22 protein-coding genes and 1 tRNA gene are annotated in these 23,436 nt (G+C 65.3%); 18 read left to right on the forward strand and 5 right to left on the reverse strand.

The features are described 5' to 3' along the window. Positions 1-295: 295 nt before the first annotated feature. The 7 genes from trbJ (at position 296) to Q0L25_RS12480 (ending at position 5,763) form a co-directional block, all read left to right on the forward strand. Positions 296-1,039: a P-type conjugative transfer protein TrbJ gene (gene trbJ, locus Q0L25_RS12450; protein WP_296614690.1), complete on the forward strand. Its 744-nt coding sequence runs from the start codon at positions 296-298 to the stop codon at positions 1,037-1,039. A 152-nt stretch (positions 1,040-1,191) separates the two neighbouring features. Continuing rightward, a complete protein-coding gene (gene trbL / locus Q0L25_RS12455; RefSeq protein WP_296614692.1) occupies positions 1,192-2,487 on the forward strand; it encodes a P-type conjugative transfer protein TrbL in 1,296 nt (431 codons plus the stop codon). A 3-nt stretch (positions 2,488-2,490) separates the two neighbouring features. Further along, positions 2,491-3,303, forward strand: a complete 813-nt coding sequence (gene trbF, locus Q0L25_RS12460) for a conjugal transfer protein TrbF (protein WP_296614694.1) — start codon at positions 2,491-2,493, stop codon at positions 3,301-3,303. Beyond that, positions 3,303-4,142 (forward strand): P-type conjugative transfer protein TrbG, encoded by an 840-nt coding sequence (trbG, locus tag Q0L25_RS12465; protein WP_296615696.1) that lies wholly within the window; start codon positions 3,303-3,305, stop codon positions 4,140-4,142. The genes trbF and trbG overlap by 1 nt, the downstream gene beginning before the upstream one ends. Then, complete coding sequence (locus Q0L25_RS12470; RefSeq protein WP_296614695.1) at positions 4,139-5,326, forward strand: TrbI/VirB10 family protein; 1,188 nt, start codon at positions 4,139-4,141, stop codon at positions 5,324-5,326. Before trbG ends, Q0L25_RS12470 begins: the two co-directional genes overlap by 4 nt. Before the next feature lie 3 nt (positions 5,327-5,329). Continuing rightward, entirely contained in the window at positions 5,330-5,560 is a 231-nt protein-coding gene (locus tag Q0L25_RS12475) for a DUF2274 domain-containing protein (protein WP_296614697.1), read from the forward strand. Next, positions 5,557-5,763, forward strand: coding sequence for a helix-turn-helix domain-containing protein (locus Q0L25_RS12480; RefSeq protein WP_296614699.1), 207 nt, complete (start codon positions 5,557-5,559; stop codon positions 5,761-5,763). The genes Q0L25_RS12475 and Q0L25_RS12480 overlap by 4 nt, the downstream gene beginning before the upstream one ends. A gap of 125 nt (positions 5,764-5,888) precedes the next feature. On the opposite strand, the gene Q0L25_RS12485 is transcribed toward Q0L25_RS12480, so the two are convergent. Together Q0L25_RS12485 and Q0L25_RS12490 are read right to left on the reverse strand one after the other, a co-directional pair. After that, positions 5,889-7,118 carry an integrase arm-type DNA-binding domain-containing protein gene (locus tag Q0L25_RS12485; RefSeq protein WP_296614701.1) on the reverse strand — a complete coding sequence of 410 codons (1,230 nt, stop codon included), beginning with the start codon at positions 7,116-7,118 and terminating at the stop codon, positions 5,889-5,891. 176 nt (positions 7,119-7,294) lie between these two features. Continuing rightward, positions 7,295-7,381: transfer RNA gene (locus tag Q0L25_RS12490), tRNA-Leu, on the reverse strand. Between the two features lie 118 nt (positions 7,382-7,499). Between Q0L25_RS12490 and Q0L25_RS12495 the strand changes: the two genes are divergently transcribed. From Q0L25_RS12495 to Q0L25_RS12530, 8 genes are all read left to right on the forward strand, one after another. Continuing rightward, on the forward strand, positions 7,500-8,456 hold the full coding sequence (locus Q0L25_RS12495; RefSeq protein ID WP_296614703.1) for a complex I NDUFA9 subunit family protein: 957 nt from the start codon (positions 7,500-7,502) through the stop codon (positions 8,454-8,456). 53 nt (positions 8,457-8,509) lie between these two features. Further along, entirely contained in the window at positions 8,510-9,316 is an 807-nt protein-coding gene (locus Q0L25_RS12500) for an undecaprenyl-diphosphate phosphatase (protein WP_296614705.1), read from the forward strand. 155 nt (positions 9,317-9,471) lie between these two features. Continuing rightward, the gene (locus Q0L25_RS12505) at positions 9,472-10,911 is read left to right on the forward strand and encodes an NAD(P)-dependent oxidoreductase (protein ID WP_296614707.1); all 1,440 of its coding nucleotides are present in this window, start codon (positions 9,472-9,474) and stop codon (positions 10,909-10,911) included. Next, on the forward strand, positions 10,908-11,585 hold the full coding sequence (locus Q0L25_RS12510; protein ID WP_296614709.1) for a hypothetical protein: 678 nt from the start codon (positions 10,908-10,910) through the stop codon (positions 11,583-11,585). The genes Q0L25_RS12505 and Q0L25_RS12510 overlap by 4 nt, the downstream gene beginning before the upstream one ends. Beyond that, positions 11,582-16,093 (forward strand): glutamate synthase large subunit, encoded by a 4,512-nt coding sequence (gltB, locus tag Q0L25_RS12515; RefSeq protein WP_296614712.1) that lies wholly within the window; start codon positions 11,582-11,584, stop codon positions 16,091-16,093. Before Q0L25_RS12510 ends, gltB begins: the two co-directional genes overlap by 4 nt. Positions 16,094-16,245: 152 nt before the next feature. Next, positions 16,246-16,578 carry a hypothetical protein gene (locus Q0L25_RS12520; RefSeq protein ID WP_296614714.1) on the forward strand — a complete coding sequence of 111 codons (333 nt, stop codon included), beginning with the start codon at positions 16,246-16,248 and terminating at the stop codon, positions 16,576-16,578. 99 nt (positions 16,579-16,677) lie between these two features. Next, entirely contained in the window at positions 16,678-17,235 is a 558-nt protein-coding gene (locus Q0L25_RS12525; protein WP_296614716.1) for a carboxymuconolactone decarboxylase family protein, read from the forward strand. Next, positions 17,232-18,020 carry an SDR family NAD(P)-dependent oxidoreductase gene (locus Q0L25_RS12530; protein WP_296614717.1) on the forward strand — a complete coding sequence of 263 codons (789 nt, stop codon included), beginning with the start codon at positions 17,232-17,234 and terminating at the stop codon, positions 18,018-18,020. Before Q0L25_RS12525 ends, Q0L25_RS12530 begins: the two co-directional genes overlap by 4 nt. On the opposite strand, the gene Q0L25_RS12535 is transcribed toward Q0L25_RS12530, so the two are convergent. After that, positions 18,017-18,502 carry a hypothetical protein gene (locus tag Q0L25_RS12535; RefSeq protein ID WP_296614719.1) on the reverse strand — a complete coding sequence of 162 codons (486 nt, stop codon included), beginning with the start codon at positions 18,500-18,502 and terminating at the stop codon, positions 18,017-18,019. The genes Q0L25_RS12530 and Q0L25_RS12535 overlap by 4 nt on opposite strands. A 37-nt stretch (positions 18,503-18,539) precedes the next feature. On the opposite strand from Q0L25_RS12535, the gene Q0L25_RS12540 reads away from it, so the two are divergent. Genes Q0L25_RS12540 through Q0L25_RS12550 form a run of 3 tightly spaced genes read left to right on the forward strand, consistent with a single transcriptional unit; the run spans position 18,540 to position 20,289 of the window. Then, on the forward strand, positions 18,540-19,211 hold the full coding sequence (locus Q0L25_RS12540) for a glutathione S-transferase family protein (protein WP_296614721.1): 672 nt from the start codon (positions 18,540-18,542) through the stop codon (positions 19,209-19,211). Further along, complete coding sequence (locus Q0L25_RS12545) at positions 19,211-19,582, forward strand: tRNA-binding protein (RefSeq protein WP_296614723.1); 372 nt, start codon at positions 19,211-19,213, stop codon at positions 19,580-19,582. Before Q0L25_RS12540 ends, Q0L25_RS12545 begins: the two co-directional genes overlap by 1 nt. A 29-nt stretch (positions 19,583-19,611) precedes the next feature. Next, positions 19,612-20,289 carry a DUF72 domain-containing protein gene (locus Q0L25_RS12550; protein ID WP_296615697.1) on the forward strand — a complete coding sequence of 226 codons (678 nt, stop codon included), beginning with the start codon at positions 19,612-19,614 and terminating at the stop codon, positions 20,287-20,289. Positions 20,290-20,298: 9 nt separating this feature from the next. Here the strand turns inward: Q0L25_RS12550 and Q0L25_RS12555 are convergent, their stop codons facing one another. Next, positions 20,299-20,739, reverse strand: a complete 441-nt coding sequence (locus tag Q0L25_RS12555; protein ID WP_296614725.1) for a DUF202 domain-containing protein — start codon at positions 20,737-20,739, stop codon at positions 20,299-20,301. Between the two features lie 34 nt (positions 20,740-20,773). Continuing rightward, positions 20,774-23,374 carry an aminopeptidase N gene (pepN, locus tag Q0L25_RS12560; protein WP_296614727.1) on the reverse strand — a complete coding sequence of 867 codons (2,601 nt, stop codon included), beginning with the start codon at positions 23,372-23,374 and terminating at the stop codon, positions 20,774-20,776. Positions 23,375-23,436: the final 62 nt, after the last annotated feature.

The raw sequence follows: 23,436 nt of genomic DNA on the forward strand, positions 1-23,436 counted from the left end.
ATCGATAAACCAATTGGTAGCGCGAGTTTACGTAGGCGTCGTTTTCAGGGTTATGGCCGCATAAAAGGTACAAACGGCAAACCCACCGATGCGATCGCGTGCGTTCGGGCCATCCCGAGCCGTCCGAGACCTTCCCGGCACGGCCAGCCCGGCGCCGCGGCACGATTGTCCCCGTAAAGCCACCTGCGGACCCCAGCGGGTATCTGACGCATGCCGCGCCAAACGGCGACACTCCATGCCGATCCCGCCCGCATCCGATGCGAGGAGCGGGAGCCCTCGAGACCATGGAGACATCATGCCTTCCCTCACTCGCAAGCGCGCCATCGCGGCACTGCTCATGGCCGCGACCAGCGGCAGCCTCGTCATGGCCGTCGTGTCGTCGACACCCGCGCGCGCGCAGCTCACCGTGTTCGATCCCAACAATTACAGCCAGAACATCCTGACCGCGGCGCGAACGCTCACCCAGATCAATAACCAGATCCAGTCGCTGCAGAACGAAGCGACGATGCTGATCAACCAGGCCAAGAACCTCAGTCGCATCAGCTTCCCCGAGCTCGATCGCCTCCGCCAGAAGCTCCAGCAGATCGACCAGCTGATGGGCCAGGCGCAAGGCGTCGACTTCCGGGTCGATCAGCTCGACGCGCGCATCCGCCAGCTCTTCCCCCGCGACCTCGACCAGGCGCTGCGCATGGACCAGCGCTTGCGCGACGCCCGTGCGCGGCTCGACGCGAGCATGGACGGCTTCCGCCAGACCATGACCGTGCAGGCGCAGGTCGTCGAGAATGTCCGCGACGATGCTGAGGCGCTGAACGCGATCGTCGCCAAGAGCCAGGGCGCCGAAGGATCGCTCCAGGTCAGCCAAGCGACCAACCAGCTGCTCGCGCTGACCGCTAAGCAGCAGTTTCAGCTGCAGCAGATCATGGCGGCGCAGTTCCGCACCGAAGCCATGGAGCAGTCGCGCCGCGCGCAGGCCGAAATCGACGGGCGGGCAGCGACCAGGAAGTTCCTCGGCACCGGCCAGGCCTACACGCGGCAGTAGCCCGCGTGACGAGCTGAGGCGGCGCGTTCGCGCTCCCCCGAACGCGCCCGTCTCGTCGCGGGGCCCGATGGGCCTTCGCCCCAAGCCCCCTGGGGAAATGCGGCCACCGGGCCCCGCGACACCAAGCCCAACCAAGGAAAGCACCGAGTCACGTGAACGATCTGAGCGTCATCGACCGCTTCATGCAGGCCTTCATCCGCTATATCGACAGCGGGTTCGGGCTGCTGGGTGGCGACGTCCACTTCCTGACGGTCACGCTGATCGGGATCGACATCACGCTCGCCGGCCTGTTCTGGGCGATGGGCGGCGACGACAATGTCATCGGCCGCTTCATCAAGAAGATCCTCTATATCGGCGCGTTCGCGTTCATCCTGAACAGCTTCGCGACGCTGGCAGACATCATCTTCCGTTCGTTCGCGCAGGCCGGCCTTACCGCCGGTGGCGGGTCGCTCACCGCCGACGATCTGCTCCGGCCCGGCCAGGTCGCCTCGACCGGCTTCACCGCTGCGTGGCCGTTGCTCGACCAAGCGTCGAGCATGATGGGCTTCGTCAGCTTCTTCGAGAATTTCCTGACGATCGCGGTGCTGCTGTTCTCTTGGGCGATCGTCATCCTCGCCTTCTTCATCCTCGCGGTGCAGATGTTCGTGACGATCATCGAGTTCAAGTTGACCAGCCTGGCCGGCTTCATCCTCGTGCCGTTCGCGTTGTGGAACCGCACCAGCTTCCTCGCCGAACGCGTGCTCGGCAATGTCGTCAGCTCCGGCATCAAGGTCATGGTGCTCGCCGTCATCGTCGGCATCGGCTCCAATTTCTTCGCCGAGTTCACCAGCTCGATGCAGGGCCAGGAGCCCGATCTCGGCGCCGCCTTGAGCCTCGCGCTCGGCGCGCTGTCGCTGTTCGGGCTCGGTATCTTCGGTCCCGGCATCGCTTCCGGGCTGGTGTCCGGGGCGCCGCAACTCGGCGCCGGTGCGGCGCTCGGCACTGCGGTCGGCGCGGCGGCCATACCGATGCTTGCCGGCGGCGCAGGCATTGGCGCGGCGCGCGCGATCGGCGGCACTGCGCTTGGTGCGGTCCGCGCCGGGACCAGCATGGGCTCGGCGGCAGCGACCGCCGCGCAGCTCGGCCGCGAGACCGGCGGATCGAGCATTGGCGGCATGGCCGCCGCCGCCAAGGGCGCCGCCGCGCAGAAGATGGAAAGCACCTTCGGGCTGGGCGCCGCGGCCGAGCGTGGCCGCAACGCGGCGTGGAATGCCCTCAATCGCACGCCGGATTCGTCGAACACCGGCGGCGGCAGCGGCGGAGCCTCAGAGGGCACACCGGCCTGGGCCCGCGCGATGCAGGGTCAGCAGACCGCCCGCCACCACCGCCAGCTCGCGGTTCACACGCTCCAGCAAGGCGACCGAGGCGGCGCGTCCGCTCATCCCGACATCAAGGAAAGGAACGACTGAGCCATGTTCTTCAAGCGAAGCGTGCAGCGCTACGGACGCACGCCACCACCTGAGACGCCCTACCAGCGCGCGGGCCAGCTCTGGGACGAGCGGATCGGCTCCGCGCGCGTCCAGGCCCGCAATTGGCGGCTGATGGCGTTCGGATGCCTTTTCCTGACCGCGGGCACGTCGGCGGGCCTCGCCTGGCAGTCGCTGCAGAGCCGGGTCACGCCCTATGTCGTCGAGGTCGATCGGCTCGGTGAGGCACGGGCCGTGCAGCCCGCCGACGTCGCCTATCGACCGACCGACCCGCAGGTCGCGTGGCACCTCGCCCGGTTCATCCGCAACCTCCGCTCGGTTTCGCTCGATCCGGTGCTGATGCGGCGCGACTGGCTCGAGGCTTATGACTTCGCAACCAAGCGCGGCGCACAGTTCCTCGGCGACTATGCACGGTCGGCATCGCCCTTCGCCAATGTCGGCGAGCGCACCGTGTCGGTGCAGGTGACCAGCGTCGTCCGCGCTTCCGACAAGTCGTTCCAGGTCAAGTGGACGGAGACTGCGTTCGAGCGCGGCGCACAGGCCGGGAGCAGCCGCTGGACCGCCATCCTCACCACGGTGACGCGCCCGCCAGCCTCGGCGGATGTGCTTCGCAAGAATCCGCTCGGGATCTACGTCGATGCGATCGACTGGAGCCGCGAACTCGACGCCGGGCCTGGCGTCCCTGCGCAGCCACCCGCTCCAGCGCCAACCAACCTTCCGCTCGGCTCGCCGTTCGATCCGAACCTCGGCGCGCCGGCGGCGAATTCGGCACCGACCAACCTCCAGGAGACGCAATGATGAAACTGGCCATCCTGCCGGCACTGGCCGGCATTCTCGCCGCGACGCCGGCTCTATCCCAGAACCGCGGCCCTGACGCTCCGCTGCGACAGGTCGCCGCCGCGACCTGGGCTGCGACCATACAGCCGGTGTCAGCCGGCTTCGTCAGCGGCGCGCAGGTCTATCCCTATAGCGAAGGGACGATCTTCCAGGCTTACGCGGCGCCGGGGCTCGTCACCGACATCACCCTTCAACCGGGCGAAGCGCTGATTGCGGTGGCGAGCGGAGACACCGCTCGCTGGGTCATCGGCGACACGACCAGCGGTTCGGGCGAGACGAAGCAGACGCATGTTTTGGTGAAGCCCTATGCCGGCGGGCTGGTCACGAATCTCGTCATCACCACTGATCGCCGCGTCTATCACGTGCGGCTGGTGAGCACTTCGGGCACGGCGCTGTCCTCGATGCGCTGGACCTATCCGCAGGACGAGCTGCTGGCGCTGAGACGGAAAGCGGAAGCCGAACGGGCCGCGGTGCCGGTTGCGGCCGGCCTGTCGGTCGAGCAACTCCACTTCAACTATGAGATCAGCGGTGATCGCCCTGGTTGGCGCCCGCTGCGCGCATTCGACGATGGGCAGAAAACCTATGTCGAGTTTCCGGCATCGCTCGGCGCTAGCGAAGCGCCGCCACTATTCCTGATCGGCGTCGACAAGAAGGCCGAGCTGGTAAACTATCGGCTAAACGGCCGCTTCTATGTGGTCGATCGCATCTTCGATGCCGCCGAACTGCGGCTCGGTCTCAAGAAGCAGCAGGTCGTCCGTATCCAGCGCGTGGCGTCGCCTAAGCAGCGGAGGGGCGCGTGACCACTCCGACTCCCGATGCGGCTGCTCAAAGCGCTCCAGCAAAACTCGACCCGGAAACGCTGAGCCTCCGCGCGCGGCCGGTCCGAGCCATCCGGTTCAAGCGCGGCGCGATCATCGGCGCGGCGGCGCTCGGGTCGGTCAGCTTGGTGGGCATCGCCTGGATGGCATTGAAGCCGCAGGTGTTCCGGCAGGTCGCCCAGGAGAGCGAGCTATCCCAGCCCATGGCGAAGCCAGCCTCCGACGCGCTGTCGGGGTTACCGTCGAGCTATGGCGACGCGCCCAGGCTTGGTCCGCCGCTGCCCGGGGATCTCGGCCGGCCGATCCTGCGCGCACAGGAACGCGCCCAAAGCCAAACAGTCCCGTCGCGTGTCGACACGGCGGAGGCCGCGCGGCAGCAGCGCCTGGCCGATCTCAAGGCGGCCCGGGAGTCGGGGCTGATGGCGCAGGTTTCCAGCCGCGGGAACTCGGGCACGCCTGCCGCACTCGCGGCAACCGATGTGTCGCCAACGACGGCGAGCACGCCAGTGGACCGGCAGACGCGCAAGGAACAGTTCGCCTCAACGCGCGACACTGGCGGCGATCTGAACTCGGGGACGCTGACGCCGCCGGTTTCGCCCTACAGCCTGCTTGCGGGTAGCGTCATCCCGGCGAGCCTCATCACCGGCCTCGATTCCGATTTGCCTGGCGGTGTTACCGCTCAGGTTACGCAGAATGTCTTCGACACTGTGACCGGCAATATCTTACTCGTGCCGCAAGGCGCACGGCTGATCGGCAAGTACGACAGCGTCGTCGCCTTCGGGCAGCGTCGCGCGCTGGTGATCTGGCAGCGGTTGATCCTGCCCGACGGCAGCTCGGTCGGCCTCGACAATATGCCGGCGACCGACCCCTCGGGCTATGCCGGCCTTGCCGATAAAGTGGATTTCCATACCTGGACCCTGCTCAAGGGCGTAGCGATCGCGACGCTGCTCGGCGTTGGATCGGAACTGACAATCTCGGGCGAAAGCGATCTCGTCCAAGCGATCCGTGAATCCGCGCAGTCGAACACGGCACGTGCCGGCAATCAGATTACCCAGCGCAATCTCGACATCCAGCCGACGATCACGATCCGGCCCGGTGCGCCCGTCCGCGTGCTGGTGACACGCGACCTTGTATTGGCACCGCGGCGCACGACGACAGGGAATTGACCCATGGCAGATCTCAAGCTCGGCAAGCTTCCCGACCGCACTCCAGTCAAGCTCGCCATCACCATCACGCCCGACCTGCAAGCCGCCCTCAACGACTATGCCGCGCTTTATGCGCAGGCCTATGGCCGCGAGGAGCCTGTCACCGAACTGATACCGGCGATGCTGGCCACATTTCTCGAGAGTGATCGCAATTTTGCCAAGGCGCGCGAGGAAATGCGCAAGGGGCGGACATGATCGAGCGCGCCTGGGAGCAGAAGATCGAGCCCCTGACGGTGCGCATCTCGACGGCGGTCCGAATCACCGGCCTCAGTCGCTCTCGCATCTATGAGCTGATCCAATCCGGCGACCTCGATACCGTGAAGGTCGGAAGAGCGACGCTAGTGCAATATGCGAGCCTCAAGGCTCTGACGGCAAGTCGCGCACTACCGGACCCCTAGGCCGACCGGCCCGTCGCGGGACCGATGCCGGTGCTTATTCCGAGTACGCCCGCAACATCGCTTAAAAGGCGCCGCCCCGATCGAGGCGGCGCCTTCTTCCGTCAATGAAACACGGCAGCCAAGCGTTAACGGATTGAACGCTTAGGCCCGAACTCCGGGCGAAGGATCTTCCCGCCGTCTCTCAGTTGATCGAGGTAGTCCGACCAGCGCTGCATCATTTCGACGCGCTCATCCCAATACTCGCCGCGGGCGTAGGCGCGCCGGACTTGGTTGGTATCAACATGCGCCAGCTGGCGCTCAATCGCGTCGGGGTTCCATTCGCCCATCTCGTTAAGCAGCGTCGCGGCCATCGCCCGGAAGCCGTGCGCCGTCATCTGGTCGGTCGTATAGCCGAGCTTGCGAAGGCCCTGGTTGACGGCGTTCTCCGACATCGCCTTGCGAGGCTTGCCGAGGCACGGGAACAGGAATTTCCACCAGTGCGTATGCTCGTGAAGCTCCTTGAGCATCGCGATTACTTGGCGTGACAGTGGCACTCGGTGCGGCCGGCGCATCTTCATCCGCTCGGCCGGGATGAACCAGGTAGCCTCTTCGAAGTCGATGTCCGTCCACTCGGCCTGTCGAAGTTCGCCGGGACGAAGCAGCACATGCGGCGACAGGCGCATCGCCATGACCGTCACCTTGTGCCCGGTGTAGCCGTCGATCGCCCGGAGCAGCGCGCCGACTTCGGATGGCCGAGTGATGGCAGCGAAATGCTTGACCTTCGGCACGGCGATCGCGCCGCGAAGGTCGGCAGCGACATCCTTGTCGCACCGAACGGTCGCCACGCCATAGCGGAACACGCGACTCAGGACGCTGCGCATGCGCCGCGCACTCTCGTAGGCTCCGGTCGCCTCGACCTTGCGAAGCACAGCAAGTGCCTCGTGCGGGGTGATCTGCGCGATCGGTATGGTGCCGATCACGGGGTAAGCCTTGGCGAGCAGCCAGCGGATCTTGTCGACGGTCACTGGCGCGAGGCCATCGCGCTCGCATTTGACCAGCCACTCCGCGGCAACCGCCTCGAAGGTATTGGCAGCGGCGTACTTCGCCGCGATCCGCGCGCGCTTTTTTTCCAACGCGGGATCAATGCCATCTGCGAGCTTTTTCTTGGCCTCGTCGCGGCGGACACGTGCGTCGGCAAGGCTGATCGTTGGCCACCCGCCCAGATGAAGATTTTTCTGCTTGTCGAGGAAGCGGTATTTGAAGCGCCAGAGCTTCGAGCCGTTGGGTTGAATGACGAGCGAGAGGCCTTGAGAGTCGGATAGGCTCCAAGCCTTCTCCCTAGGCTTGGCGGCGTTAATCTGAATGTAGGTCAGCATGGTCGTTTTCCCAGCAATGCCGGGTCGATCCGAGGGCACCGAAAAGAGCACCTTTTGGTGCCGCTGCTGGTGCTCTTAGCCGGATTTCGCCGGACGGTGTCTGGCGATTCTCGGTCTAAAAATGCTGTGAAACCAGCCGCTTACTGGACGCTGCTGGACGTATCCAGAGCCAGTATTGGTGCCCAGAAGAGGACTCGAACCTCCACGCCCTTGCGAGCGCCAGCACCTGAAGCTGGTGCGTCTACCAATTCCGCCATCTGGGCACGGGGTAGGCGGGGCGCTCTATTGGGGCGTCTGGCGGTTGTCAACCGCAACCGCGACCGCTTGCGGCGAGGGCCGTCGCGCGGCATGGGAGGCCCCACGGATTTTTCGAGGATCGTCATGAAGGACAAGCTGGTTACGCTGATCGGCGGGGGCGGGTTCATCGGCCGCTACGTCGCGCAGGAATTGCTCGCCGCGGGCGCGCGCATCCGCGTGGTCGAGCGCGATCCGCGCCACGCCTGGTTCCTGAAGCCGCTCGGCGGGCTTGGCCAGATCCAATTCGTCGCTGCCGACGTGACCAAGCCGGACACGATCGCGCGCGCGGTCGCGGGATCGGACGCGGTGGTCTATCTGCCGGGGACCTGGGGTCCCGATTTCCAGGGCGTCCACGTGGCCGGCGTGCGCGCGGCGGCGAAGGCGGCTCGTGACACCGGCGCGACGGCTTTCCTCCAGCTCTCGGCACTCGGCGCCGATGCCGAATCGCCGTCGCGTTATTATGCGAGCAAGGCAGCCGGCGAAGCCGCCGCTCGAGAGGTTTTTCCGGACGCCATCGTGCTCCGTCCTTCGGTCGTGTTCGGGCCCGAAGACCAATTCCTCAATCGCTTCGCCCGGATGATCAGTTCTGCCCCCGGCGTGTTCGGCCGCGCGGCGGTGCCGGTGTTGCGCCCTGGCGCGAAATTCCAGCCGGTCCATGTCGTCGATGTCGCGCGCGCGGCCGTGCGGGCGTTGGTGGAGAGCGACTCGCGCGCTGGCCAGACGATCGAGGTTGCCGGGCCCGAAGTCGTTACGATGCGCGACCTGATGCGCTGGCTGTCCGTCACCATCGGGCGCGAGGCCGACTTTATCGAACTGCCCGATTTTGCCGGTCAGGTGATCGCCTATGCCGGTTTCCTGCCGGGCGCGCCGATCAAGCTCGACCAATGGAAGATGCTGAAGACCGACAACGTCGCGAGCGGCGCGCTTCCTGGGCTCGACTCGTTGGGCATCACCCCCACGCCGATGGAGGCGGTCGCACCGTCCTGGCTGGTGCAATACCGCAAGGCGGGCCGATTCGGCCTGCGCGCCAAGGCAGCCTGAACTTCCGACAGACATCCGTTCGCGGCGGCGTCCGCGTATAGGGAGTATCCCCCGTGAACGACGTGATTACCGCCATCATCCTCGGCATCGTCGAGGGCGTGACCGAGTTCCTGCCTGTGTCCTCGACCGGCCATTTGATCCTGGCCAGCGCGCTTCTCGGCTACAATGCCGATTATTGGGCGCTGTTCAACATCGTCATCCAATTGGGCGCGATCCTGGCGATCGTGGTGCTGTACTGGCGGACTTTCTGGGCAGTGCTGCAGGGCCTGTTGAAGATCGACCCGATTTCGGTCCGCTTTGTCCGCAATATCCTGGTGGCCTTCGTGCCCGCCGCGGTGATCGGGCTCGCGCTGCACAAGCAGATCGAAAAACTGCTCGGCTCGCCGCTGACCGTCGCGGTCGCGCTGATCGTCGGCGGACTCGCGATTATCGGCATCGAGCGCACGGTTAAGGAAGGCCATGTGAAGGGCGTCGCCGACATCCCCCTGCCCAAGGTGATCGGCATCGGCTTCATCCAATGTCTGGCGATGATTCCGGGCGTCAGTCGATCCGGCGCGACGATCCTGGGCGCGCTCAGCCTGGGGGTCGAGCGGCGTACGGCGGCCGAGTTCAGCTTCTTCCTCGCCATCCCGACCATGCTCGGCGCGACCGTGCTCGAACTCGTCACCAAGCGGCACGAATTGATGGCGGCGAACAGTGTAGGGTTCGGATTGATCGGGGTCGGGTTCGTCGTCGCCTTCATCGTCGCATTGCTGGTCGTGCGATGGTTCGTCGGGCTGGTCGGGCGCTCGGGGTTCAGCCCGTTCGGCTGGTACCGAATCGCTATCGGCGCGATCGCAATGGCACTTTTGCTAAAATAGTACCGAATCGGACATAAACTTCGGGTGAGCTGCGGCGTGATGCGGTGAGGTGGATCGAAATTGCGGCTAATTAGGTCCGATTTAGGACTAATTGGTCGAATTTAGATGACGCAAGGAGGAAAAGCGGTTAGCGGCCGTTCCGAAGGGAGCGGGCGATGGCCGGTGATATGCTGAAATTCGTGGGTGTAACGCAGGCCTATCCGGCCAAGCGTGATCCTCAGCAGCGCGCGGAGGACTTCCGCGAGATCGCCGAACGCTATGGCGTGCCCGCGGCCGAGGAACAGTCGGCGCGCTGCTCGCAATGCGGCGTCCCCTATTGCTCGGTGCACTGCCCGCTGCACAACCACATCCCCGATTGGCTGCGGCTGACCGCGGAAGGGCGGTTGCGCGAGGCCTATGAGCTCAGCAACGCGACCTCAACCATGCCGGAGATATGCGGCCGGATCTGTCCCCAGGACCGGCTGTGCGAAGGCAATTGCGTGATCGAATTCTCCGGCCACGGCGCGGTAACGATCGGATCGGTCGAGAAATTCATCACCGATACCGCCTGGGAAAATGGCTGGGTCGAACCGATCGTGCCGGGCCCGGCCCGCGGCCAGTCGGTCGGCATCATCGGCGCCGGGCCGGCCGGCCTGACCGCGGCCGAATTGCTGCGGGTCGCCGGGTACGAGGTCCATATCTATGACCGCCACGACCGCGCCGGCGGTCTGCTGACCTATGGCATTCCGGGCTTCAAGCTCGAAAAGCCGGTGGTGATGCGCCGGGTCGACCGGCTGAAGGACGGCGGCATCATCTTCCACGAAGGGTTCGAGGTCGGGCGCGAGGCTGGGCTTGAGGAACTGCGGACGCGGCACGACGCCGTCCTGATCGCGACCGGCGTCTACAAGGCGCGCGCATTGGCCGCGCCGGGCGTCGGCGCGAGCGGTGTGGTCGAGGCGCTCGACTATCTGACCGCGTCCAACCGCAAGAGCTTCGGCGACGACGTGCCCGATTTCGACAGCGGCGCGCTCGATGCGTCGGGCAAGAACGTGATCGTGGTCGGCGGCGGCGATACCGCGATGGATTGCGTGCGGACCGCGGTGCGCCAGGGCGCGGCTTCGGTCGCCTGCCTCTATCGCCGCGACCGCGCCAACATGCCGGGGTCGCAGCGCGAGGTTGCCAATGCCGAGGAGGAAGGCGTCGAGTTCGTCTGGCTGTCGGCGCCCGAGGCGTTCGGTGGCGGCGAAGCGGTCGACAGCGTGTCGATCGCGCGGATGCGCCTTGGCGCGCCAGACGCCAGCGGCCGCCGGGCGCCCGAACCCGATGGCGGCGAGAGCGAAATGCGGCGCGCCGATCTGGTGATCAAGGCGCTGGGCTTCGACGCCGAGGATTTGCCGCGATTGTTCAACGCGCCCGAACTCGGTGTGACGCGCTGGGGGACCTTGCTGGTCGACAATGCGACCTTGATGACAAGCCTCGACGGCGTGTTCGCCGCCGGCGACATCGTCCGCGGCGCGAGCCTGGTGGTGTGGGCAGTGCGCGACGGTCGCGATGTCGCCGAGCATATGGATAAATATTTGCGGGCGAAAACGGCGGCTGAGAGGAAGGCCGCATGAGGCTTTCCCGGCAAGCATGCGCTGTTCTGATCGCGCTTGCACCTATCAGTTGGGTAGCAGCGCCGTCGGCGATCGCTCGCGTGACGCCGGCGAGCGATGCTCGGCCCGACGATATCGCGACGGATTTCGCCCGCGCCTATCTCGATCCCGCGGTCTACGTCGTTCGTTTTCGAGCGGCGCTTCGCGCTGAGGTCGCCACTTGCGTCACCAGCAAGAAAATGACGGCGAATCAGGCATTGGAAAAAAATGCCTTTTACGACAAGTATATGGACGCCTGGGAGTCCGAGTTTCCGGATATGCAGGGCAAGATCGCTGCGGCGATGCGTGGCTCGTTCGACGACGTCCAACTGACCGAGCTCGATACCTTTTATCGTTCACCGACGGGCCGCAAGTTGACCGCCGTCATGGTTGATCAGCTTGTTGACATGCTGGCGAAGAGCAGCCCAGCCTGCGGTTCTGCGCTGCCGACCATCGACAAGGGGCAGCTGGCGTCAACCGCGGCAAGCCGGCTGTCGTCGACCGAGCTCGAAGAGCTTGCTGCGTTCGGCGCAAGCGACACCGGCCATAAATTTCACGATTTTCAACCCAGCTTGATGGCTGTTTTCGGGCCGCTGATCCGTGCCTCCAAGGTCAAGGCCTTGGAGGCAGCCGGCCTCAAGAAAGAAGCGTCATGACCGACCAACGCGCCCGCCTCGCCGCCCAGGGGATGTACCGTCCCGAATTCGAATCCGATGCCTGCGGCGTCGGCCTCGTCGCCGCGACCGACGGCCAGCCGTCGCGGCGCGTCGTGCAGTCGGCGATCGACGCGCTGAAGGCGGTGTGGCACCGCGGCGCGGTTGATGCCGATGGCAAGACCGGCGACGGCGCCGGCCTCCATGTCGACCTGCCGCACAAATTCTTCGACGAAGCGATCCAGGCCTCGGGGCACAAGGTCGCCGACAACCAGCTCGCGGTCGGCATGATCTTTCTGCCGCGCACCGATCTCGGCGCGCAGGAATCCTGCCGGACGATCGTCGAAAGCGTGATCATCGAGGCGGGCTATTCGATCTACGGCTGGCGCCAGGTGCCGGTCGACGTGTCGGTGATCGGCCGCAAGGCGCAGGAGACGCGGCCCGAGATCGAGCAGATCATGATCGCCGGTCCGCTGCCGGGCACGCAATCGGCCGAGGAATTCGAGAAGGACCTCTATCTGGTCCGCCGCCGGATCGAGAAGCGCGTCATCGCCGCGCAGATCAACGGCTTCTACATCTGCTCGCTGAGCTGTCGCTCGATCGTCTACAAGGGGCTGTTCCTCGCCGAGAGCCTGTCGGTCTTTTACCCCGACCTCAAGGATCCGCGGTTCGAGAGTCGCGTCGCGATCTTCCACCAGCGCTATTCGACCAACACCTTCCCGCAATGGTGGCTGGCGCAGCCGTTCCGCTGCCTCGCGCACAATGGCGAGATCAACACCATCCGTGGCAACAAGAACTGGATGCTCAGCCACGAGATCAAGATGGCCGCCACTGCGTTCGGCGAAGCGTCGGAAGACATCAAGCCGGTAATCCCGGCAGGGGCGTCGGACACCGCCGCTCTGGACGCGGTGTTCGAGGCGATCTGTCGGTCGGGCCGCGATGCGCCGACCGCCAAGCTGATGCTGGTACCCGAAGCCTGGGGCGTGAAGGGTGAGATGCCGAAGAAGCATCTCGACATGTTCAAATATCTCGGTTCGGTGATGGAGCCATGGGACGGCCCCGCCGCTCTTGCGATGACCGACGGCCGTTGGGCGGTCGCCGGTATGGACCGTAATGCGCTCCGGCCGCTGCGCTACACCCAGACCTCCGACGGATTGCTGATCGTCGGCTCCGAAACGGGCATGGTCGTCGTGCCCGAGACGATGATCGTCGAAAAAGGCCGGCTCGGCCCGGGTCAGATGATCGCGGTCGATCTCGAGGAGGGGCGCCTGCTCCACGACCGCGAGGTCAAGGATCGCATCGCCGACGAGCATGATTATGCCAAGATGGTCGGCGACTTCGTGACGATCGAAGACCTCAAGCTTCCCAAGGGCGAATCCGTCACCCGCTTCGACCGCGCCGAACTGCTGCGCCGCCAGGTCGCCGCCGGCCAGACGCTGGAAGACATGGAATTGATCCTGTCACCGATGGTCGAGGGCGCCAAGGAAGCGGTCGGCTCGATGGGCGACGATACGCCGCTGGCAGTCATCTCCGACAAGCCGCGGCTGATCAGCCAGTTCTTCCGCCAGAATTTCTCGCAGGTCACCAACCCGCCGATCGACAGCTTGCGCGAACGCCATGTCATGTCGCTCAAGACGCGCTTCGGCAATCTGGCCAACATCCTCGACACGGCGGTGCGGCAGGATCGCGTGCTGGTGCTCGAAAGCCCGGTGCTGACGGGTGCCGATTGGGCCAAGCTCAAGGTGCATTTCGGCAGCCAGGTCGCAGAAATCGACTGCACCTTCCCCGCAGGCGGTGGGACCGACGCGCTCCGCGCCGCGATCCAGCGCATCCGCAACCAGGCCGAGCAGGCAGTGCGCGAGGGCAAGAGCGAAATCTTCCTGTCCGACCGCGCGATCGGTCCGGACAAGGTCGCGATCGCCGGCGTGCTGGCGGCGGCGGCGGTGCACACGCATCTCGTCCGCCGGGGCCTGCGGTCCTATTGCTCGGTCAATATCGAGACCGCCGAATGCCTCGACACGCATTATTATGCGGTGCTGATCGGGGTCGGTGCGACCACGGTCTACGCCTATCTGGCCGAAGCGGCGATCGCCGATCGCCATGCGCGCGGGCTGTTCGGCGACCTCAGCCTCGACCAATGCCTCGGCAATCATCGCAAGGCGGTCGACGAAGGCCTGCTCAAGATCATGTCGAAGATGGGGATCGCGGTGATCTCCAGCTATCGCGGCGGCTATAATTTCGAAGCGGTCGGTCTGTCGCGCAGCCTGGTCGCCGATTTGTTCCCCGGCATGCCTGCCAAAATCTCGGGCGAGGGCTATGCCTCGCTCCACCTCAATGCCGAACTACGCCACCAGCAGGCGTTCGATACTGGTGTGGCGACCTTGCCGATCGGAGGTTTCTATCGCCAGCGTTATGGCGGCGAGACGCATGCTTATTCGGCGCAGCTGATGCACTTGCTGCAGACGGCGGTCGCTACCGACAGCTATTCGACCTATCAGAAATTCTCGCGCGGGGTCGCCGACTTGCCGCCGGTCTATCTGCGCGATCTGCTCCAGTTCAATTTCCCCGACGAAGGGATTGCGGTCGATCAGGTCGAGCCGATCACCGAGATCCGCAAGCGGTTCGTTACGCCCGGCATGAGCCTGGGCGCGCTGTCGCCCGAGGCGCATGAGACGCTGGCGATCGCGATGAACCGGATCGGCGCCAAGGCCGTGTCGGGCGAAGGCGGCGAGGACAAGCTTCGCTACCAGCCGTACGAAAACGGCGACAACGCCAATTCGGGAGTCAAGCAGATCGCCTCGGGCCGGTTCGGCGTGACGGCCGAATATCTCAATGCTTGCGACGAGATCGAGATCAAGGTCGCCCAAGGCGCCAAGCCGGGCGAGGGCGGGCAATTGCCCGGCTTCAAGGTGACCGAATTCATCGCCAAGCTGCGCCACGCCACCCCCGGCGTGACCTTGATCAGCCCGCCGCCGCACCACGATATCTATTCGATCGAGGATCTGGCGCAGCTGATCTACGACCTGAAGCAGATCAATCCGCGCGCCCGGGTGTGTGTGAAATTGGTCAGCTCGGCCGGAATCGGCACGGTCGCGGCCGGCGTCGCCAAGGCGCATGCCGACGTCATCCTGGTCGCCGGGCACAATGGCGGTACCGGCGCCAGCCCGCAGACCAGCATCAAATATGCCGGCACGCCCTGGGAAATGGGACTGTCGGAAGTCAACCAGACGCTGACGCTCAACAATCTGCGCGGCCGGGTGAAGCTGCGTACCGACGGCGGGCTCAAGACCGGACGCGACATCGTCATCGCCGCGATCCTCGGCGCCGAGGAATTCGGCATCGGTACGCTCAGCCTTGTGGCGATGGGCTGCATCATGGTGCGGCAATGCCATTCGAACACCTGCCCGGTCGGCGTGTGCACGCAGGATCCGAAGCTGCGCGCCAAATTCACCGGCTCGCCGGAAAAGGTCATCAACCTGATGACCTTCATCGCCGAGGAAGTCCGCGACATCCTCGCGCGTCTCGGGGTGCGCAGCCTCGACGAGGTCATCGGCCGCACCGAATTGCTGCGTCAGGTCAGCCGCGGCGCCGAACATCTCGACGATCTCGACCTCAACCCGATCCTGGCAAAGGTCGATGCCGATGAGGACCAGCGCCGGTTCAGCTTGCAGACGTGGCGCAACGAAGTGCCCGACAGCCTCGACGCGCAGATGATCAAGGACGCGGCGCACGTCTTCCAGCGTGGCGAGAAGATGCAGCTGACCTATTCGGTCCGCAACACCCACCGCGCGGTTGGCACGCGCCTGTCGAGCGAGATCACGCGCACGTTCGGCATGGACAAGCTTGCCGACGGCCACGTCACCGTGCGGTTGCGCGGCTCGGCCGGGCAGAGCCTGGGCGCGTTCCTGTGCAAGGGCATCACGCTCGAAGTGTTCGGCGACGCCAACGACTATGTCGGCAAGGGGCTCTCGGGCGGCACGATCATCGTCCGTCCGGTCGTCTCCTCGCCCTTGGCGAGCCAGGAGAATACGATCATCGGCAACACCGTGCTCTACGGCGCGACCAGCGGGCGCTTGTTCGCCGCGGGTCAGGCCGGCGAGCGCTTCGCGGTCAGGAACTCGGGCGCGACCGTGGTGGTCGAGGGCTGCGGCGCCAATGGCTGCGAGTATATGACCGGCGGCATCGCCGTTGTGCTGGGTGCGGTCGGCGCCAATTTCGGTGCGGGCATGACCGGCGGGATGGCGTTCGTCTATGACGCGGGCGGCAGCTTCGAACGGCGCGCGAATGGCGAATCGATCGTCTGGCAACGGCTCGCCTCCGCGCATTGGGAGGCCGTGCTCAAGGACCTGATTGCCGCGCATGCTTCGGCGACCGACAGCAATTGGTCGCAGGGTATCCTGGACGATTGGGACCGCGCGCGGGGCAAGTTCTGGCAAGTCGTTCCCAAGGAAATGCTCGATCGGCTGCCGTACGCGCTCGACGATAGCGAGGAACTGCAAGCCGCGGAGTAGCGTTGCAGGGCTGATCGGTGCTATAGACGACTCACCGATTGTCAGTCGGATGATGTGCCATGCGTAATTTTGTCCTTCTTCCTGTCCTTGCCTTGGTAGCCACTCCTGCCTTCGCGCAGGATCGCGACGGGCCGCCGTCGCCGATGCCCCAAATGAATGCACGCGACGCAGCCAGGGCTCTCAACAACCCGATGGTGCAGAATGGCGTCGTCGGGCTGATCGACGCGTTGACCGACGCGGTGATGGAAACGCGGGTGGGGCCGATGGCCACGCTTGCCCCGGATTCGAGCATTCGTCCCAACGACACGCTCGATAGCCTGGCGGCGCGGCGCAACCCCGATTACCGCGACGAGGTCCATCGGAACGCCAGGCAGACCGTCGTTGCCGCCGGCCGTACAGCCAGCGCCGCCGTGGCCATGTCGGATGAGCTCAAGGCGACTACCGAGCGTGTCCGCCGCGTGCTGGGGATGACCAACCCCAACTGACTGTCCGGAACATCGGGTATGCGGGGCTGGCAGTCTTGCTGCTGCCCTTGTCGAATGGCGGGTATCGTCTAGGCTCTCCAAAAACGATGGAGAGGTGGGATGAGGCTCAGTCAGCCGCGCGTGGCGCCGCTTGCCGATAGCGAACTGGACGACGAACAGCGTGAAGTGCTTGCGCCCTTCGGCGGGCGCGTGCTCAACATCTTCCGCACGATGGTACGCGCGCCCAAGGCGCTCAAGCGCTTCAACCTGTGGGGCGGATACATCCTGTCGGACCGCAACTCGTTGGCGCCGCGTCAACGCGAACTCCTGATCCTGCGCACGGGCTGGCTGTGCCGTTCGGGCTATGAATGGGTGCAGCACACGCGAATCGGGCTGCAATCGGGGCTCAGCCAGGAAGAAATCGACCGGATCAAGGCGGGGCCGGAAGCGCCCGGCTGGAGCGCTGGCGATGCGGCGTTGCTACGCGTCGCCGACGATCTGGTGCGCGACTTCTTCGTCAGCGATGCGACTTGGGCCCGGCTGAGCGATTTGAGCGAGCGCCAGCGGATGGATGCCGTGTTCACCGTCGGCCAATATACCCAGGTATCGATGTTCCTGAACAGCTTTGGCGTCCAGCTCGACGAGGGACAAGTGCTCGACGCGGACTTCCCGCGATGACCGGGCGAGTCGCCGGACGCGTGGCATTGGTGATGGGGGCAGGGCAGACGCCGGGGGCGACGATCGGCAATGGTCGTGCGATTGCCACCTTGCTGGCGCGCGAAGGGGCGAGCGTGCTGTGCGTCGACCGCGACCTGGCGCGTGCCGAGGAGACCGCGGCGGCGATCCGCGACGAGGGCGGCGATGCCCGCGCGCTTGCCTGCGACGTGACGAGCCGCGCCGATTGCGAAGCAGCCATAGCGGCCGCCGGGCCGCTCGACATCCTGGTCAACAATGTCGGCATCGGCGGCAATGACGGACCGGCGCATATGATCGCCGAGGAGGCGTTCGACCGTATCCTGTCGGTCAATCTGAAGGGCGTGCTCAACGGCATCGCCGCTGCCATCCCGGGAATGCGCGAGCGCCGACGCGGCGCGATCGTCAACATCTCCTCGCTCGCCGGCATCGCAGGGTGGCAGATGGTCGCTTATGAAACGTCGAAAGCGGCGGTGAACCGGCTGACTCAATCGACCGCGCTCGCCAACGCCAAATACGGCATTCGCGTCAACGCGGTGGCGCCGGGCCTGATGGACACGCCGATGGCGATCGACGGCATTGCCCGCGCCCGCGGCCTTGATCGTGACGTGGTACGGGCGGAACGCGCTCAGCGGGTGCCGTTGCTCGCGCAAATGGGCGAAGCCTGGGATACTGCCTACGCAACCCTGTTCCTCGCGTCCGACGAGGCGAAGTTCATTACCGGGGTGGTCCTGCCGGTCGACGGCGGTATGGGCGCGCGGATCGGCTAGGGTGCGGTCAATTGCCGGGTTCGACTGCCGAGGAAGAATGTCGAGGATGTGCGCGGCAGTGCGCCATTGAAAACCAGTAACAGTGGCGACATCACCATGACCGACACCAAAGCATTCTGGTCGAACGGATCGGCGAGGGCGAGCACTACTGGCGTCAACAATGCTGCCGCAAAGGCCAGCACAACGGTGAGCCGGTACAGGTTCGGTGAAGCAAAAGCGTAGGGTCGGACTACCGCGGGTTGCTCGGCGACCTCGGCGAGCAGGTCGAGTGCCTCGTCGGTGGCCGCCGCGACGACGCGAATCTGGATGCCCTGGAGCGCGGTCACCATCGGTCCATAAGCGGATACGTGACGCCCTCCCACCGCGAAGGCCGGGATGCCATAGAATTCGAACATCGACAGCATCACCGCCGCCTCGGGCTGGCTCCAGGTTATCGCCACCGTCTCGAACCGGTCGTCGATCGAATAGTCTGTCAAAGCCATCTTCCCCCGCCCGCCGCCAGCTTATAACAGCGATGGAATGTGGCAACTCCTACAATTCCCGCTCTGTCCCTTCTCCCGCAAGGTCCGGCTGCTGCTGGGGGAGAAGGGGGTGGGCTACACGCTTGTCCGTGAGAATCCATGGGAGCGGCGCGACGAGTTCATCGACATGAACCCGGCTGGCCAGACGCCGGTGATCACCGATGCGCAACGTGACATCCGTCTGATCGATTCGCTCGTGATCTGCGAATATTTCGAGGAGACGGTCGACAAGGCGCAGATGATCAACGGCACCGCGATCCAGCGCGCCGAGATCCGCCGGCTGGCGACCTGGTTCGACACCTTCTTCTTTCGCGATGTGACCGAGCGGCTGCTGGGCGAGCGCATGCTGAAGCGGATCGTGACCAAAGCGAGCCCCGATGCGCGCGTGCTGCGCGAGGCGATGAAATCGGCGGTCGAGTATCTCGACTATACCGATTATTTGCTCGACCGGCATAATTGGATGGCGGGCGCCACGCTGAGCCTCGCCGATCTCGCCGCGGCGGCGCAGATCTCGGTCGCCGATTATCTCGGCGGGATCGACTGGAAGAATCACGAACAGACCGCGCGCTGGTATGGCGGGATGAAGAGCCGCCCGAGCTTCCGCCCGTTGCTCAGCGAGCGGATGGAGGGCATTCCGGCGTCACCGCATTATCACGACGTGAATTTCTGATGCACGTGACGCACGACGCGCAGGCGCCGGCCGCCGAGACGATCGCGTTCGACGATTTCCTCAAGGTCGACATCCGCATCGGCACGGTCGTCGCCGCCGATCCCTTTCCCGAAGCGCGCAAGCCTGCGTTCAAGCTGACGATCGATTTCGGCGAGCCGATCGGGGTCAAGCGCTCGTCGGCGCAAATCACCGAACATTATGCGCTGGAGGACCTGGTCGGCCGTCAGGTCGCCGCGGTGGTGAACTTTCCTCCACGCCAGATCGGACCGATACGCTCCGAAGTGCTCACGCTCGGCTTCCCCGATGCCGACGGCAAGGTCGTGCTGATCGGACCGAGCGAACCGGTGCCCAATGGCGGCAGGCTGTTCTGACGATCCGGATCGGCACTGCCGGCTGGTCGATCCCGCGCCTCGCGGCTGACGCGTTTCCCGACGCCGGCAGCCAACTCGAACGTTATGCCGCCGTGCTGAACGCGGTGGAGATCAATTCGAGCTTCCACCGCCCGCATCGCCGCGCAACTTATGAGCGCTGGGCGGCGACTGTGCCCGACGATTTCGCCTTCGCGGTGAAGATGCCCAAGACGATCACGCACGAGGCGCGCCTGCTCGCCGCCGACGCGCTGCTGGATCGTTTCCTCGAAGAGAGCGGCGGCTTGGGTACGAAACGCGGCCCGATCCTGATCCAGCTCCCGCCGAGCCTTGCCTTCGATCGCGCGGTCGCTTCCGATTTCTTCACACTGCTGCGCGCCCGAACGGCGAGCGAGCTGGTCTTCGAGCCGCGCCACCGGAGCTGGTTCACGCCCGACGCGGACGCCTTCCTGGTCAGCTATCGGGTCGCCCGCGTCGCGGCCGATCCGCCGCCGGCGACGGGGGCCGGAGAGCCGGGCGGTTGGCCGGGATTGCGGTACACGCGGCTGCACGGATCACCGCAAATGTATCGGTCGAGTTACGACGCGGCGGCGATCGTGCGTCGTGCCGCTGGCGCGCGTAAGGCCGGCGTCGACAGCTGGATCATGTTCGACAACACGATGACAGGCGCGGCAACGCTCAACGCCCTGGCGATGCGGGCAATTCTGTAGGGCTCGATCTCAGGGGCTGGCGATCACGCCGACAAACGCCGCCGCCGCCACGATGACGAGGAAGCCGTTGATGCCGATCAACAGCGGCGCGGGTAGCCGCCGGGCGCGAGGCTTGGGCGGCTGGACGCTCGGCGCGACCTCGCGCCACACCGCCGCGACGAAGCAGAAGCCCGCGAACAGGATCAGCATCGCGCCGGTCGAACGGGTCAGCCAGTCCGCGACGACCTTGTCGAGCAGTGCCCGCGCGCCGATCCCCGAGGCCAGCGCCGCTAACCCCGTTCGCACCCAGGCCGCATAAGTCCGCTCGGCGGCAAGAATGGTCCGATCGGCCGCAAGTTCGGTGCGGCGGTCGGCGCTGTCTGTCTGCTCGAGCGCGCTTACCTCGAGCGTGGCAGCAGACTGCTTGATCTTCTCGTGAGTCTTGCGCGCCTGGGCTTGCGAATTCGCCATGCCCGGGAAACGCCTCAGCCGCCGGGAGGTGTCCCTATCCTTCCAAACTCTTGGATGCCTGCTCGAACAGGTCCTTCGACAGACCCGGCGTCGCCAGGATGCGCTCGAGTTCGGCCTTCATCAGCGCCGCCCGCGTCTCGTCGAACCGGCGCCAGCGGCCGAGCGGCGGCAGCAGTTTGGCGGCCGTCTGCGGGTTGAGGCGGTCGAGCGCGATCAGATTGTCGGCCAGGAAGCGATAACCCGCGCCACCCGCGGCGTGGAACGCGCGCTGGTTGACGCTGAATGCTCCGACCAGCGATCGCGCGCGATTGGGATTGGCCAGCGTGAAATCGGGATGCCGCGCCAGTTCCTCGACGATCGCCGGCGTATCGTCGCGCGACGACAGCGCCTGAGTCTGGAACCATTTGTCGAGCACCAGCGCGTCTGTCGAATAGCGGTTGTAGAAGATGTCGAGCGCGGCGATGCGCTTGTCCGACATGCCGTTGGCCAGCGTGGTCAGCGCGCCTTGGCGATCGGTCATGTTGTCCGCCTTCTCGAACTGGGCGAACGCCAGATCGGCGGCATCTTCGGCGCCGGAGGCGGCGATATAGCCGAGCGCGACGGTGCGCATCCGCCGGTCGGCCTTGGCCGTCGGCGAATAGACGAACGGCGCTTCGTTCGACGTGTCGGCATAGGCCTGGCGCCACAAGGGCGCGAGGCTCTTGCCGAGGTCTCGCCGCAGGGCTTCGCGCGCGCGGAACACTGCCTCGGGATCGACCCGGTCGAGCTGGTCGCCAATGAAGCTGTCCGAAGGCAGCAGCACCGCCTCGGCTACGAACGCATGATCGAGCACAGGGTTCTCCAGCGTGCGGCGTACCGCTTCGATCACCGGACCATGATCGGCGCGACCGAGTTGGGTCGCGGTAACCAGCGTGTCGAGCATCAATTGCTGCATCGCTTCGTAACGGGCGAACGGATCGTCATCATGCGCCGACAGGAAGGCGAGATCGGCGGGCGATCGGTCGCTTTCGACGATCACCGGGGCCGAGAAGCCGCGATTGATCGACAGGACCGGTGTTTCCGCAACGCCTTCGAAGACGATCTCGCTGGACGGTTGGTCGAGCAGATAGAGTTGTTCCTCCCCCAGAGCCGTGCCGGACGTACCGCCGAACAGCTTGAGCTTGAGCGGCAGGACCATCGGCTCCTTAGCGGTTTGCCCCGGCGTCGGCGGGGTGCTCTGGGCGAGGCGCAGTATGGCGCGGCTCGACGCCGCGTCGTGGTCGAGCGCGGCGGAGACGCGCGGCGTCCCTGCCTGCGAATACCATAAGCGGAACTGGGTCAGGTCGATCTCACCGCCTTCTTCCATGCAGCGGACGAAATCCTCGCAGGTCGCCGCCGTCCCGTCGAAACGCTCGAAATACAGGTCGGTAGCGCGGCGGAAGCGATCCTTGCCCAGGATCGTCGCCATCATCCGGATCAGCTCCGCGCCCTTGTTGTAGATCGTCGCGGTGTAGAAATTGGAGATCTCGATATAGCTTTCCGGGCGGACCGGATGCGCCAGCGGCCCGTTATCCTCGGGGAACTGGCTGGCGCGCAGTGAGCGCACGTCCTCGATCCGCTTGACCGCCGACGACCCTTGGTCGGCCGAGAAGCTCTGGTCGCGAAAGACGGTGAAGCCTTCCTTCAGGCTCAGCTGGAACCAGTCGCGGCAGGTGACGCGGTTGCCCGACCAATTGTGGAAATATTCGTGCGCGACGACCGCGGCGATTGCATCGTAATCGTAATCGGTCGCGGTGTCGGGATCGGCGAGGATGTAGCGGCTGTTGAAGATGTTCAGCCCCTTATTCTCCATCGCCCCGAAGTTGAAATCGTCGACTGCGACGATGTTGAACACGTCGAGATCGTATTCGCGGCCATAGACTTTCTCGTCCCAGGCCATCGCCAGTTGCAGCGCCTGGAGCGCATGCTCGGTCTTGGCCAGGTCGCGTTCGCGGACCCAGATGGCCAGGTCGACCTCACGGCCCGACATGGTGGTGAAAGTCGCGCGATTGGCCGCGAGATTGCCCGCCACCATCGCGAACAGGTAGCTCGGCTTGGGAAAAGGGTCGCGCCATTCGGCCCAGTGACGGCCGTCATACAGGTCGCCGGAGGCGATCGGATCGCCATTGGCGAGCAGGATCGGAAAGCGCTTTTTGTCTGCCGCCATCTTGACCGAATAGCGCGCCAGTACGTCGGGCCGGTCGGGGAAGAAGGTGATGCGGCGAAAGCCCTCTGCCTCGCATTGGGTGCACAGGTTTCCGCCCGATGCATAAAGCCCCATCAACTGGGTGTTGCGATCGGGATGGATCTCGACCTCGGTCTCGACGCGGTGCTTGCCGCCGGGAAGGTCGATGACCAGGTCTGTCCCGTCCATGCGCCAGTCGTTATGCGGATTGCCGTCGACCCGCACCGACAGCGGCGTCTGTCCGTCGCCATCAAGGCGCAGCGGCCGCTCGTGATCGCCGTTGCGCGTCACGTCGAGCGCCGCCTTGACCCGCGTCGTCGCCGGATCGAGATCGAAATCCAGCGCGATGTCCGGGACCAGCCAGTCGGGCGCCTGATAATCCTCCCGGCGCGTGACGGGCGGATTGGCGAGGGCGGACTGGGCGTCGATCATAGGGTTTCCGTGCGGTTCTTCGTTATGGCTGTATCACTCGCACAATACGCGATTGCCAACCT

Origin of the sequence: Sphingomonas sp. (assembly GCF_024508665.1) — a bacterium.
Classification (GTDB): domain Bacteria; phylum Pseudomonadota; class Alphaproteobacteria; order Sphingomonadales; family Sphingomonadaceae; genus Sphingomonas.